Below are 13,614 nucleotides of genomic sequence, written 5' to 3' on the forward strand. Positions count from 1 at the left end.
AAACAAGGTTCTATCACTATCCATGCGTCATCAGGAATGTCGTAGCGTGCCATCATCTTTTTCCCGTATTGAAAACAGTTTAGATGATAATACTATCAATTTACATTAAGGGACACAGCCTAGTCTTGGCCTAGAGTCATTCATTAAAGAGATAAACTATGAGCTAAATCAGGGCGAGCGCCACAGTAGCCTGAATCTTGCCTTTCACCTTGAAGAGGGCAATGACAGCTATGACGAACGAGCCCGCCTCAAGAATACCCTAAGCCAGCGAACTGACCGTAAGTTATGCACCTTTGTGGACGGTACCTCTGAATCACATATGGAACTTATGGTGTTCCCCGGCGAAAATGGGTTCGCATTGACACAATACCACGCAAAAATCGATCCTAGCTTGGGCTTTGGTGGCCTAACAATACCTGTAGGCTACGTCACTACAGAATCGGACTGCGTGACCTTCCTTTGGGAACTAGTGCGAAAACGTATCAACAGTAACCTCACTCCTTTCGATAATAACGAAATCAATCTTGAGTCGTTAAACAAGCAGCTGAAGCAGGCGCCACAAAATCTGAATAAGCTTCTTGAGGACGAATCAGCGCAGAAGCTGAAAGACCTGATGGATAAATTTAACAGCTTCACGTAATAGTAGTACAACAGACTAAAACCACACTGACGCGCTGCGCTTGTCTTCTCGGGTTTGTACGGCTAATACATTAACCAGACAAACCCGAGAATCTGAAAACACCCTGCCAGCCAGAAAAAATATTTTCACAGCCTACACTATTAAAGAATTAGTAATAAAACTGTTCACCCTATTCATCTTTGATGACTTTCATTTAAATTCATATTGTTAAATGATGATGACTTGAAATCAAACTCATCATTACTCTTCATCCAACCGTTCACCTTCAATCTGAAAAAGGTGAATAGTGATGAAGACTTGTGAACAGTTTAAAAATAACTATTCACCCTATAATATATTGATATAACTGGTTTAAATTACAAGGTGAACAGTAGTGAACACTTTTTTATATTTCTTTGAAGATTATCATCAATAAAGAAAAAAATTATTCTTCTGGCAGGTTATCCCTTATTAGTTTTGGCAGCCACTCAATAGCCGTGTCGATATTCAGGTTCAGATTGCTGCGAATGCCGTATTTGCTTTTCTTACGCAGGTAATACTGCCCATACTCTGCCAGTGCACCCGGCATATCCATACCAAAACGGGTCACGGAAACGGGTTTATTCAGATTGTTGCCTTTCATATAAGCAAGGTAGGCATGATAAAGGTACTTACGGGGATTGAACGGCACAATCTCTGCATTACCGATTAACAGGCCGTCAGTTTCATTAGACGCAATCAGGTAGCCGCAAAAATCGACTAATGGATCGGTGCCACGTTTGATATCCAGCGCCTCCGCAGATTTTTGCTGTTCTGCCAGTAAACGCCTTGCAGTTTGTGGGTCAGCAAACCGATAGAGCAAATGCCGGATAATCACGGGCAATTCTGCTGCGATTTTATCCCGTAAAAGTGGATCACGTTCATTTTCCGGCACAACTTCGGAAAAGTTGAAAATCACTCGACGCCGCGATACACCACCACTGCGATCACTGAAACTCATGGCATTATTGTTTACCGCCAATACCACAGCAGGGATACGTGTTGAATAGGGCTGTTTATGCTTCGGGTCAATGGCTACTTCATCCCCGCCTGTAATGGCCTTAATACCGGAGCCATCGCCCACATAGCGGGTCTGGTCTGGCAGGATAATCAACGAATACCCCACAATCAGCGCCCGTTCCCGTGGGTTTTCCAGTGCGGCCATACTAGCAGAAACAGTGTTGCCTTTGCCTGCCAGCATTGAACAGATTTCAGCAAAGATACTTTTGCCACTGCCTCCGGCACCGGTGATTTCCAGAAACAACTGCCAGTCGTAACGGTTCGCCAGCACCATAAACAGGGCTGCCAGCACCCGCTCAAACTTATTCTCACAATTGGCTGTTGCCCGATTGAGCCAGCGCCAGAACTGCGGGGCATGATTTTTCAGAGTTTCCCCCGAAGCAGGGGAATTGAATTCAACGTCATTCGCCAGTAGCAACCAGTCATGTTTGCGATGAAGCCGGAACTGGCAGACTTTCAGGTCAAACACTCCATTGCTGAATCCGATTAAATGACGTTCTGGCGGCTGCATCATGGGAAGCTGTAATTTGAGAGCATCCACCGCAGAACTGATACCATGCGGTGAGTACGGTAGTTTCTCATCCATAAAGGCAGCGACCATTTCCCGTTTTAAATCTCGGTCACTGACCGGATGCCAGACAATGCCGTCATAGTGATGAACGGTTTCCGAAGCGCCATCCAATGCTAAATCACCGTCATAACGTGCCAGCAAGACTTCTCCACGCTGGCTCGCTCCCATCTGGCATAATGTCAGTTTTGAAGATTCACTATCATTGGGCTGAGTGGCTGTTTTTTTCTTGGTTGATGTTGGTCGATAAAGCCCCTGAGAAAAGGCCAGCTTTGCCCTTTCCACATCATGTTGTCGTCGATAATCGTCCCAGTCAGCTTTGTACTCTGTCGGTGGTAACGTAACCCAACCACTAACCGCAATAGCAGCTTTTTCTGCTGAAATCCTGCCGATATTCACTTTCGGTTTACCATTCTTATCCAGCTCGTCGGGATGATGCCAGTCATTATCTGCTGCAATAATAATTTTTGTACCTGACCAACGTTCCCGAACAACGTTGGCAACCGAAGATAAATTGCCAGCATCCAATGCTGCCAGAACAGTGCCTTTATAAAGCTGGCTAACTGTAAGTGCCGTAGCATAGCCCTCGGTAATAATCACTGTGTCAGGGAACGCTTCCAGCTCTGACAGAGCAATAAATGCGCCTTTTTTCTGGCTGCCGGACAGTAATTTTTTCTCTCCATTGGGTTCGATAATTTGTGCACCTGTTACTTTTTTATCCAGTGTTGTCAGTGCCAACAAAGTCGAATTATTGAGCAATAGCCGCTGATTAGGAAAATCCAGCCCTTTTGCAGCCAGATAGGGCGATTGACCAGCGACAGTTTGCGCCATTAGTGATGCCACTTTTTCGGCAATTGACTGCGTAGTTTGAATGGTTTCTCTGGCGGACTTGGGTTCTGGCAAAGGCAATGCCAGTACGCCTGCAATGATTTTTGCTGCCTCAGTGATGGAAATTCCTTTGGTTCTTGCCACTAAATCCAGTCCATCACCATAGTTCGGGGTATCACACTGGCGACAATGCCAGTTGCCATGATGGTGATCATCAATAAAGTGAAAACGGTCGGTGCCACCGCAGACAGGACAAGCACCATGTTTTCCCTTTGCCGGGATATTGATGCCACAGGCAGGCAATAGGTTTTCCCAATGATACATAGCGGATTTTTTCACGGTCTGGATCAGATCAAGCGGTTTCTGGTTGCCTGTGATATCTGAGGATATAAATTTAGGGTGAGTTTGGGTATGCTGTATATCAGCCATCATCGTTACCTCATTTAACGGTTGTTGGTCAGACGCCTCAGATGTGTTCGCGCACTCTGGGGCGTTGCTTTTTATATTACTTTTCTTATGCCATGTTCTTTTCTATGTTATGCCGCTCGCGATTCCGCGATCCGCTGCGCAATCCAGTTATCAATTTCTGATTCAATAAAGGCGACGGAGCGGGAGCCGAGTTTGACTTGTTTAGGAAACTCTCCGGCACTAATCAGTTTGTAGATCCACGCTTTGCTATAACCCGTTCTGCGTTGAACTTCCGGCAAACGGATAAGGTTTTCCTTCGGTGCTGTCATTGTCATATTTTTTCTCCTGTTACCGAGTCCTTGGGCGCTCATTGTGGACGTTATTTGATGACAGGCGGATTATTTAAAAAGCAAGACTAAATGAACAGCGTTAATTGTTTTTCCAATTTGTTGAATTTATTTTTTCAGGAAATTTTGGCTTTGAATTGGCATTATGTATAAAAAATAAGCTCGTGTGTCACGGTCACACTTGCGTAAAAAAACATCATATATTTACGCCCTTTTGCCAAATTTTCCAATCAGCACATTTTCGCCTCGTTCCAGCATCTCCATATGATCCGCATACCATTGCAGCATTTCCCGGCGACCATCCAGATACTGAGCGTGGTTGTAAGTACCACGAATGCTGTTCTTGTCAACATGAGCAAGCTGAGTTTCAATCCAAGCTGTGTTATAGCCTTGTTCATGTAGGATGGTACTCATGGTATGGCGGAAGCCGTGGCCTGTTGCCTGTCCGTCATAACCAATTCGCTTAATAACCTGATTGATAGCTGCCTCACTCATTGGCTTACCCGCATCGTTACGACCGGGGAAAACGTATTTTCCGCGTCCTGTAATCTCATGCAGTTTAATAAGAATGCCTTTAACCTGATTTGACAGTGGGACAATATGAGGGCGGCGCATTTTCATTCGCTCGGCGGGGATTTGCCAGAGATCGTTATCAAAATCGAATTCAGTCCATTCCGATTCTCTCAGCTCAATAGTACGTACTCCGGTCAGCATCAGCATACGGGTCGCTGATTGCGTCACTTGGCTACCACTATAACCACTCAAGGCGATGAGGAAATCATTCATCTGGTCGGCTAAAAGGTGTGGGAAGTGTTTTTGCTTGGGAGCTTTGAGTGCGCTGGCAAGATCAGTAACGGGATTGAACTCTGCCCGTCCGGTAATAACGGCATAGGTGAAGATTTGCCGACAGGCCTGTCTGGTTTTTTTCAATTTATCCAAAACGCCGCGTTGCTCCATTTTTCGGAGCACAGCCAGCATTTCAGCAGGTTTAATCTCGGTAACAGCACGTTTACCAATATACGGGAAGATGTCTTTTTTCAGATATTCTAGAATGTCTTCGGCATACCCTTGTGACCAGTTTGGGCGTTTATACTCGTGCCACTCAATAGCTATAGATTCAAAACTATTGTTGACCGCAAATACTTTGGCTGCCTTCTCCGCTTTCTTTTCCTCTATCGGATCATTACCACCCGATAATGTCCGCCGCGCATCATTTCTCTTGGTTCGCGCTTCGGCAAGGGAGATTTCAGGGTATACCCCTAATGCGAGCAATTTTTCTTTACCTGCGATCCGGTACTTTAACCGCCAATAACGAGAGCCATTAGGGTTAATCAATAGATATAGTCCGCCACCATCTGCAAGTTTGTAGGGTTTTTCTTTCGGTTTTGCAGTGTCCACCTGTCGGGCTGTTAGCTTCATGGGGGTATCTCACTTCATTGAACCTGAATGTACCCCTAAATATACCCCTATAAGATCGTAGATTTCAACATACCTTACTAGACTATAGGAGAACGGAAAAAGGCCAACACTGCGTATTTATTGGGATTTTGTAGACTTCGGAAGACGTTACGATATGAATGGATGGTACGCCCTACAGGATTCGAACCTGTGACCTACGGCTTAGAAGTGAGTAGAGTCACTATCTAAATCAACCAATTACCGCATTTATCGGCGCTCACACGTCCCACCTTACCCAAACTTACCCCTTGTTACTTCTGCTTGCTTTTCAATGCCTGTCCCAGATCCGTCCCAATCAATTCACCCAGACAACCCCACCCACCAGCTCGCCGACTACATGGATGAGATAGTGGGCTGGTGAACTCCCTATTCAGTCTCAGCTAATTCCCCTGCCTCACACCAAGCCTTCCAGCATCCGACCACAATTTCCCCAATCCACCCAACTACCCGCTAATCTCCCCTATTGACTATTTATTGACGGCTGACGTGGAATTATGCTCCTGCTGAGGATCAGACACCAATACCTGTTTCTGATTCCAGATAGAATCTTCCGGCATCCTACGCCCACCCATTCGGCCCAGCAGATAGCCAATTACATTGATAGGATGCCTAACATAAAGTGGTGAAAGAAAAGAAGGAAAACGAAAAATCGCGTGTCGTTGTGAGAAAAAGGTTTCCGGATTCGAATGAATATCCCCGACTATAGCCGGGGTGCGATTACGGGTGATCGATAAAAGGAAGGGCAATAACAGAAAGCACAACAAATGCAACACAAAACAAAAACGCAAACCCGACAACCAAAAACCACTCTTTCCATGTTTTTGGTATCTCAGTAAGACTCGTCAGTTTTGTGGCTGACTCAGCTTCATGAGCAAAATCGTTAGATACCTGCATCAATTTTTCCTCAACTGCCTTTTGTACTGATTCAGGCTCAGAAGAAAAAAAATTCTTACATATTAGTATGTAATCATCAACCGATCTTCTATCCATTTCATTGTTAATAGACTTAGTTATACCATCAATGATTGGCTGCAAATCTATAATTATGCTATCACCATCAACGTGATAGTAATCTTTCGGTTCGCCAGTAATAATAAGCATTTTCTTTACCATTATATCTTTTAGGTCTAAAAATAAATCTACAGATAGCTTTAGATCTAACCTTTTTCATTAAAATTGGGAAAAAGCTAAATCATAGTCTATAATGCAGTGATTTTAACATCAATATAGTAAATTTTGGAAAAATGAAATATTTACTGTTCATATCAATATTCCTATTATCTCTATTAAATCATACTACATATGCCTACGTTCCAGCCATGCTTTTGTTGGTTTTTTATACTATAAAAAAGACAAAAACAATTAGTGTGTCAAAACAGGAGCTGATGTTAGCATCATGTTATACTGGTTTCATAATCATTTCAGCCCTTTATTTTCTAGTCATTTCTGATGACAAATCTGACGCATCGGTCGAATCATTCTATAACAACTTATTGTTTTCCTTCATTTTATACGTCATAATTTTTTCTTTGTATAGGGTATGCTCAAAAAAAGCAGGTATCAGTGATTTGAAATTTGCTGTTTCTGCCGTCCTTGCTATCCATATAGTTTTATTTTTTACTCAAATGATAATTGTGTATTTGACTGATTATTATATTGATTTTATTCATCCAATCACCGGAGAGTCATCAAGGTACATCAACTACATACTTGGCGGCGAACTATCAGGAAAACTGAATTACAGGGCTACCGGATTATATGTTGAACCATCAACATATGCATCAGCCATTACATGTATTATAATGGCTGGAATATCACTAAACGTAAAAAAATCATTAATATATATATCAACCATTACTATACTCCTTAATTTTTCTACAATTGGAGTTCTGTTGTTCATAGGAATCATGTTTGCCTTGTTTTTCAATAGAATAAAAATAAAATATGCTGTATTCTTATTCCTGTTAGCACTTCTCCTATCATCAGTAAATTATGATTTTATTTTTAAATTTATTAATGATTTGATATATAAATTTGATGTAACATCAGGTTCTAGATACAATTTAATATCTATGATTTACTTCGACAAACATGGATTGGTTAATATTTTTGGTGCTGGATATTTCAATATTCCAAATAGCTTATATAAAGAAATTACATTAGGTGAATATTCTATCGCAGCCCTTAATGATGCAGGGCTTATAAGTTATTTGGTGTTAAAGTTCGGTGTGCTTATAATAATTCCAATAGTGTGCCTTTTTTGGAAGATTAAAGGAGCTTCAATGAAAATATTGTTTTGCTGCATTTTGATCAGTAAAATTTCCTTTGTGTTCCCTATTCTATACTTAGCTATCATTCCAGCGCTAGTCAAGCCAAAAGAGTCGCGGAATAAAATTTCCGCGACTATCATTGTTGCTAGTAGTTATAGATAGGGAAACCGTTAATATGGTAATATTCAAGAAACATATCTGCACTAGCTCCGGTTGATGTGTCAGGCAATGAATTACTTTGCTGTTTAAAGTGAACAACACCCTTTGGTATGATAACTTTTTTTGTTACTTGTACGTCTTTAGTAAAAGACTGACCAAAGTTGATATCAATGTTATTTCCATCAACTAGTATTCTGATGATAATCGAATCCGTGTGGCTAAACGTCACACGTGGATTAAAAATAAATAAAACAGAAGGTCTCTCCAGAGCATTATAGAAAACTAAACTATCAAGTGCTGTATAACTAGTCATTGATACATTAGCAAAAGAACACAGTGTCAATGATTGAATATTACTCACGTATGCTAAGTCATTATTTGATAAAAGGTTTGCGTTTCTAGAATTTCTCAAAAACACCTCACCATCGCCTAAAAAACAACCGCTTTCAAAGTTATGACGATAGATATAGCCAAGCGATAATAATGAATTTAAATCTAAAAAAATCTTCTGTTCTGATGTCAGGTTTAAATAATTGATTAATAATGGTGCTGAATCAGCATTTATGACATATAAACCAATTTTTTCAGTTGCTTTACTACCTTTACCATTGGCTTCGATGTATATATCACCTAATGTTGAATTGATTCCCTTTCTAGCCAAAATTCCAACCCCATATGAATTCTCAGCACCCAAATAATCAAACGCACATGAATTGGCTATCCATATTGTTATTCCTGCACCAGCAAATGGGTTATTGGTCGGATGATATTTGTCGTCTTGCCCGGAATAATTACTTCTCATATTTATGAAGCTGCATGCATTGACTTCTTCTGAACCAGATTCACTAAATATTGCCCTGCCAATAACGATACCATAATTCATTGCATCACGAGATGCATGGTTATTCATACTTACATACCAACTATATAATATATTTGTATTAACAAGTTTTGCAGACTGAGTGGTTACATTATTAAATCTGGATTCGTTTGTAGTTAACCTAATATATAGGCAACAATCCCATGTATTACTACCATTAATCGTGCAGTTACTTATTCCTGTATGGGATAAAGGTTCTGGCAAATCCTTGCTGGTAATTGGCACTGAACATGATCTAACTACCGCCCGTCCTTCACCATTAACATTAGGGGAACCAAATAAGCGGGTTATTCTATCGCTTTCTCCTTCAAACTTAACAAAATCGACTAAAACTAATTCGTCCTCTAAATAATAATCACCAGCAGGAATATAAATAATCCCTCCTCCCCTTCTTCTCTTACTATCTCTGGCTAGGTTAAATCCATCAATAGTCCTAGAACCGTTGATCATGTAATTTAATACGTTATCTACGCCATACCTATCTAAAGTCCCCACACAAACCCAGTCCTCATTAGGTTGAGGATAGGTTACGTTAACCGGATAAGGCCCAGTTATATTTACATAAAAAAATTCACCAAATTTCAGCGCATCTTTATCATTGCTAACCTTGGCTCCTATTATGAAATCATCCGCCCGCCTGATTTCATTAGCCTTATAATCGCTGTAAACAGTACCCCCCAGAGAACTGGAAACCACCTGATCACCATTCCCGCCCTCCAGTTGTTGCCTGAGCCTATCTGGACTATATTTCAAAATATTAGAGAAGTAGAACTGCTGCACTCCATAGCTGTCATAGACAGCCATTGAATGTCCCTGAACAGTCACGAACTTAGCAATCTGTCCGGCATAAACCGGATAGCCCGCTGCGTTGATAATGATGGGTTGAGGAGCAGGCACTAAATCACCGCCCTCACGTTCCATGTAAACCTGAATCTGGTTCTCGGGTATGGTTGGATCGGTGTCTATTTTGCCAATGTAAATCCTGCCGTTAGAACACGCCTTGAATGAGCGTGCCATAGTAAATAACTGTGATGGCATTGAGACGACAACATTAGGGATTATTTCTGACATTTATGTTCTCCAGACGTGCGGAATTCCAGCAAGGGATACTGTATTGGTTGAAATTTGGATGTAAAAAAACCGCGGTTAAGCGGCGATAATGGTGTAATTATCAGTCTAATTACTGTTCTTCTTCGTTCTGATTAGCCCATCCAATGATACCGATGCGAGCAATTGTGCGCTTATCAATATCTGGTAGTGAATCATAGAACTCTCTCCATTGCTTAGAGGTTCTAAGCTTGGCTTCATCAAAGACTTTACGATATTTGCTCTTTCCTCTTGCGGGAGGAACTTCAATTCCTTTAGTGGCTTGCTGAAATTCAGAGGATAAAATTAATTTCTCAGCCGCTTCCGAAGATCCTGCACCACCAGCCATTCTAGCACGAACAGCTAGCTTTTCACCCAACGCACCACCCGCCACCGCACCCAATGGCCCTAATTTAGTCCCTGCCATTGTGCCGATTCTCCCGGCATATTTAGCCATTAACTCATGAGGTGCGGTCACTGCATCAAAGCGTTTTGTAAAATCATTCAAACGCCCTGTAGTGATTTCGAATGATTTTGCGCGCCTGATAGCATTGGCCACCACATAAGTATCATTAAGACCTGTCATAAACTCACGGGGCATATATTGCGCCAGAATACGCAGATTGCCGGATGTTCTGAGATTCTGATACCAGTCAGCAAAACCAGCAGGATTAAAGTCTGCACCACGCTTACCTGCTGATAACATATCCCTGATGGCAGTCCCTGCAACCTCTTGGCGCATTTGTCTGCTGGGAATGTTTTTCATTAGCTCAGAGAATTGTTTCGAATTTCCCCGTGCAAGAGAGGCAACTGCCAGTGTGCTACGATTCGCGATATCCCCTGTCAGGTTCTTGCCGCGCAACTGCACCATCTGATCTTCCAGCCCCTTACGCATTTGAACCAAGCGCTGAGCGACTTCAAAGTCCCTGCCAGCCCCCACATCACCTAATACAGCCCGCTGATCTTTAGATAACTGAGAGTAGAGATATCGCAATGCTCCCTCATCAGCATCTTTATATGGACCGCGATTTTTAAATAATGCCTGACCAACTAAACGGCGCTGCTTATTCAAGTTGGCATAAGTGAGAATACCATCCTGACTGGGATTAACGGCCTTGAATACAGCCTTCTCGATCGTGTCCAGATTTTCCCAGCCCCCTAGTTCATCAGCCTTTCTCTCAAGTGCTGCGGCTGTATTATTAGCCTCAATACGGGTTGCGGGCAGCATGGCATTATCAACCTGTTTATAAAGCTGATCACTACGATGCTCAAGTGCTGCCATCCTGCTGTCAACCTGTCCAATAATTTTCTGATTCAATGATAGTGCATCAGGGGCTTTAGCAACGTCATCAATGAGTTTTCCGGCACTCTCAGAAAGTTTCAGAATGGCCGTATCTTCTTGCTGCTTAAGTGCTGAACCAGCACGGGATTTAATGGCCTGTTCAACGGCTTGATATTGTTGGTTGCCTGATAAATGGGAAGGGAGAAGATCCTCAGTTATTCCAAGTCTATCAGCGGCGGCTTTTATATCAGGCTGCACTTTGACATCAAGACCTTGAAGGGAAGAAGCTAAGTCGGGGTTCTTCTGGGCTGCCATTTGGCGAAGTGTTTCTTCTGGCGTTAGTTGTTTCTGAGGAGGAGGTTGCGGTGCACCTTGTCCGGCTCCACCTGCTCCAGCACCTTCCTCTGCTCCACGAAATAGCTTATTCAGCCCTGTCTTTTCACCAACGACATTCAACGCCTTACCCAGAACCGGAGTGACAACCCTAGCCACCCCGCTAGCAGCAGTACCAATACCGAGATCAGTCGCCAGCCCACCCGCATTATCTTTTGAGCTGTTCTGAGCCAATGCGCCTATAGTATTTTCAGCCACCATATCAGCCAGTTTAGTTGCGCCTCTCTCCAGTTTACCCGCATTGGCAACGGAGCCAAGGGCTACTGCGGCTTTCTCTGTGCCAACACCCGGTATTAAGTACGGCGCGACTTCTGCGCCGATTTTAGCGTAAGAATCTTGGGGCTTAAGACTGTTTGGTAACTCAAATCGTTGTGTGGGTGTGTATGTTCCATCACCTAATCCAGCCTTTTCACCCGCCCAAGCGCCAGCACTAACCACCGCATCACCAATGCTGGGAATAATATTAGCCACGTTTACGCCAGCTTGAAGAAAGCCTTTTCCAGCTTCTGCGATTGGGTTACCCGCTTGTTGCTGTTGTGGTAATGGGTAGGCTGCATAGAATTGTTGTCGTGCGGCTTCGACCTTATCACCGGCTTTAGGTACAACTATTTCATTGAAATATTGTTCCTGCGCCGCTGCCTGCTGTTGTGGGTTTAGCGATTGGTATTGTGAGGACGCAACAACGTCCCGCCACGGTTTAGCCATTAGTCACCCCATAAACTTGAATATTCACTTTGATTACTGGATGGAGCAGCTTGCTCTTTTCTATATTTCTCCGCCTCTGTACTGAATTTATTATCCAGTCTCTGCTTTCCCTTATTGGTGACGGAAATGATTGTCTTAATCGTTTCTTTGGCCGCTTTTTCTGATATGGAGGGAGAAAGCTTACCTATAGCATCTGTCACTCTTTGCCCTTCCGCATTAGATAATGCCCCTAGCCCCTTCATTAACTGAACGTTTGCTAGAAATGTCTGTGATTTCAGTGTGTCAACCAAGGCCTCAGTATTGGCGGCATCAGTACCGGGAAGATATCTGTTACCAAAGGGGTTTATGTTAATCCCAAAATATCCATTAAATCCCGGGCTATCCAATATCCGGTTTGCCGTACCGATGGTTTGATCAATAGCATTGACCTGACTGAGATAAGTATCATATTTATCAGTTTTAGCTTGATCGCCTTTCCGTTTGAACTCTTGCTGTTTCAGAAGCAAGTCATCGCGTTTGATTTGATTTGTTTCCGTTTTTAATTGGCGGTCAATAGCATTTTGGGCGAACTCGGCCTTTTTGATCTCCCTGTCGAGGCGGGCATTTTCAGCCCCGATATCCTGCCCACGAACTTGGATATCCTGACTTCTGGCCTGTAGCGACTCAGACGCCTGATTACTGCGAACAGTCTCAGTCAGCTTGTTGCGATCAATTTCTCTAACTTCTTTTTTGTCCAAAACCTCAAACTGATCTTTGGCGTTCATAGTTCCCAATTTGATTGTATTGAGAACCTCAGTTAGCTGCTCAGGATTGTTCGCATACATTGACATTAGTTGCTGAGGTTCAACACCTTTAGACTGAATAACCTCAGCATTCTGCACCAATGCCGCCGCTACATTGCGCGGATCACCTGTCGATATCGCCAACTGCAATTGATTTACAGTACTATCTAATGCTGCAACATCTTGTGCGCTCCTGAATCCCAACTGAGCCTGAATATTTTGTAGCTGAGAGGGGTATGTTACTGCCAGTTCTCGCAACTTTTGAGGATCATTAATAGCACCGGGTAACGCCTGTTTAAATGCTTGCTGCTCGCTCATCTGCTGCTGCATTTGCTGGTTTTGCAGGTTTAGCCCCGTCAATTGAGATTGACCGAGCCTATTTTGTGTCTCCTTTAGTGCCTGACCTGCCAAATCAGGCATGAGAGATTCATAATAGTTAATTGGCTGAACCATCAGAACATGCCCCCCATCATCCCGCCAAACATTTTGCTGGCCATACCGCCGAACTGATTAATATCCTGCGATGCACCATTATTGATACTATTGCTAGCCCCTGCTGCGATCTGCCAAGGAAGCGCTTTTCTACCTGCATTTATTGCCCCTTGTTGGCTATACAGCGAACCGAGGGCATTCGCATTGTTAGCCGCTGCCGCAGACTGAGCACCCGCACCAGACAGACCAACGTTAACTAATCCCAGCAACTGGTTATACATGTCCTGCTGCTCGGCGGTTTTCATGTTCAGATAGTTTTGTCCCAGTTGCGGCGCAAT

General features: G+C 43.1%; 9 protein-coding genes and 1 pseudogene. 2 read left to right on the forward strand and 8 right to left on the reverse strand.

The window, feature by feature from the left end; translation table 11 throughout:
* The first annotated feature begins 319 nt into the window (after positions 1 to 319).
* Positions 320 to 640: a hypothetical protein gene (locus NXS07_RS16780; protein ID WP_258087181.1), complete on the forward strand. Its 321-nt coding sequence runs from the start codon at positions 320 to 322 to the stop codon at positions 638 to 640.
* A gap of 424 nt (positions 641 to 1,064) precedes the next feature.
* Here the strand turns inward: NXS07_RS16780 and NXS07_RS16785 are convergent, their stop codons facing one another.
* The 4 genes from NXS07_RS16785 to NXS07_RS16800 all read right to left on the reverse strand — a co-directional run bounded on the left by NXS07_RS16785 (position 1,065) and on the right by NXS07_RS16800 (position 6,388).
* The gene (locus tag NXS07_RS16785) at positions 1,065 to 3,503 is read right to left on the reverse strand and encodes a toprim domain-containing protein (RefSeq protein WP_258087186.1); all 2,439 of its coding nucleotides are present in this window, start codon (positions 3,501 to 3,503) and stop codon (positions 1,065 to 1,067) included.
* A 107-nt stretch (positions 3,504 to 3,610) separates the two neighbouring features.
* On the reverse strand, positions 3,611 to 3,817 hold the full coding sequence (locus NXS07_RS16790) for a helix-turn-helix transcriptional regulator (protein ID WP_099132537.1): 207 nt from the start codon (positions 3,815 to 3,817) through the stop codon (positions 3,611 to 3,613).
* Positions 3,818 to 4,033: 216 nt separating this feature from the next.
* Positions 4,034 to 5,248, reverse strand: coding sequence for a tyrosine-type recombinase/integrase (locus NXS07_RS16795; RefSeq protein ID WP_099132536.1), 1,215 nt, complete (start codon positions 5,246 to 5,248; stop codon positions 4,034 to 4,036).
* A 756-nt stretch (positions 5,249 to 6,004) separates the two neighbouring features.
* Entirely contained in the window at positions 6,005 to 6,388 is a 384-nt protein-coding gene (locus NXS07_RS16800) for a hypothetical protein (protein WP_099116918.1), read from the reverse strand.
* Between the two features lie 467 nt (positions 6,389 to 6,855).
* Between NXS07_RS16800 and NXS07_RS16805 the strand changes: the two genes are divergently transcribed.
* Complete coding sequence (locus tag NXS07_RS16805) at positions 6,856 to 7,719, forward strand: hypothetical protein (RefSeq protein ID WP_258087182.1); 864 nt, start codon at positions 6,856 to 6,858, stop codon at positions 7,717 to 7,719.
* On the opposite strand, the gene NXS07_RS16810 is transcribed toward NXS07_RS16805, so the two are convergent.
* The 4 genes and pseudogenes from NXS07_RS16810 to NXS07_RS16825 form a co-directional block, all read right to left on the reverse strand.
* Positions 7,703 to 9,667: a phage head-binding domain-containing protein gene (locus NXS07_RS16810; protein ID WP_258087183.1), complete on the reverse strand. Its 1,965-nt coding sequence runs from the start codon at positions 9,665 to 9,667 to the stop codon at positions 7,703 to 7,705. The genes NXS07_RS16805 and NXS07_RS16810 overlap by 17 nt on opposite strands.
* 109 nt (positions 9,668 to 9,776) lie before the next feature.
* Positions 9,777 to 12,062 carry a hypothetical protein gene (locus tag NXS07_RS16815; RefSeq protein ID WP_258087184.1) on the reverse strand — a complete coding sequence of 762 codons (2,286 nt, stop codon included), beginning with the start codon at positions 12,060 to 12,062 and terminating at the stop codon, positions 9,777 to 9,779.
* On the reverse strand, positions 12,062 to 13,297 hold the full coding sequence (locus NXS07_RS16820) for a phage DNA ejection protein (protein WP_258087185.1): 1,236 nt from the start codon (positions 13,295 to 13,297) through the stop codon (positions 12,062 to 12,064). The genes NXS07_RS16815 and NXS07_RS16820 overlap by 1 nt, the downstream gene beginning before the upstream one ends.
* Positions 13,297 to 13,614: pseudogene (locus tag NXS07_RS16825) on the reverse strand (DNA transfer protein); the annotation flags it as partial. The pseudogene NXS07_RS16825 and the gene NXS07_RS16820, both read right to left, overlap by 1 nt.

This window comes from Xenorhabdus bovienii (assembly GCF_024721015.1).
GTDB classification, from domain to species: domain Bacteria; phylum Pseudomonadota; class Gammaproteobacteria; order Enterobacterales; family Enterobacteriaceae; genus Xenorhabdus; species Xenorhabdus bovienii.

Excerpts from the sequence above, each read along its gene's own strand:
- NXS07_RS16795 (WP_099132536.1), bottom strand. The coding sequence starts at position 5,248 with ATGAAGCTAACAGCCCGACAGGTGGACACTGCAAAACCGAAAGAAAAA.
- NXS07_RS16820 (WP_258087185.1), bottom strand. The coding sequence starts at position 13,297 with ATGGTTCAGCCAATTAACTATTATGAATCTCTCATGCCTGATTTGGCA.
- NXS07_RS16790 (WP_099132537.1), bottom strand. The coding sequence starts at position 3,817 with ATGACAATGACAGCACCGAAGGAAAACCTTATCCGTTTGCCGGAAGTT.
- NXS07_RS16815 (WP_258087184.1), bottom strand. The coding sequence starts at position 12,062 with ATGGCTAAACCGTGGCGGGACGTTGTTGCGTCCTCACAATACCAATCG.
- NXS07_RS16785 (WP_258087186.1), bottom strand. The coding sequence starts at position 3,503 with ATGGCTGATATACAGCATACCCAAACTCACCCTAAATTTATATCCTCA.
- NXS07_RS16810 (WP_258087183.1), bottom strand. The coding sequence starts at position 9,667 with ATGTCAGAAATAATCCCTAATGTTGTCGTCTCAATGCCATCACAGTTA.
- NXS07_RS16800 (WP_099116918.1), bottom strand. The coding sequence starts at position 6,388 with ATGCTTATTATTACTGGCGAACCGAAAGATTACTATCACGTTGATGGT.
- NXS07_RS16780 (WP_258087181.1), top strand. The coding sequence starts at position 320 with ATGGAACTTATGGTGTTCCCCGGCGAAAATGGGTTCGCATTGACACAA.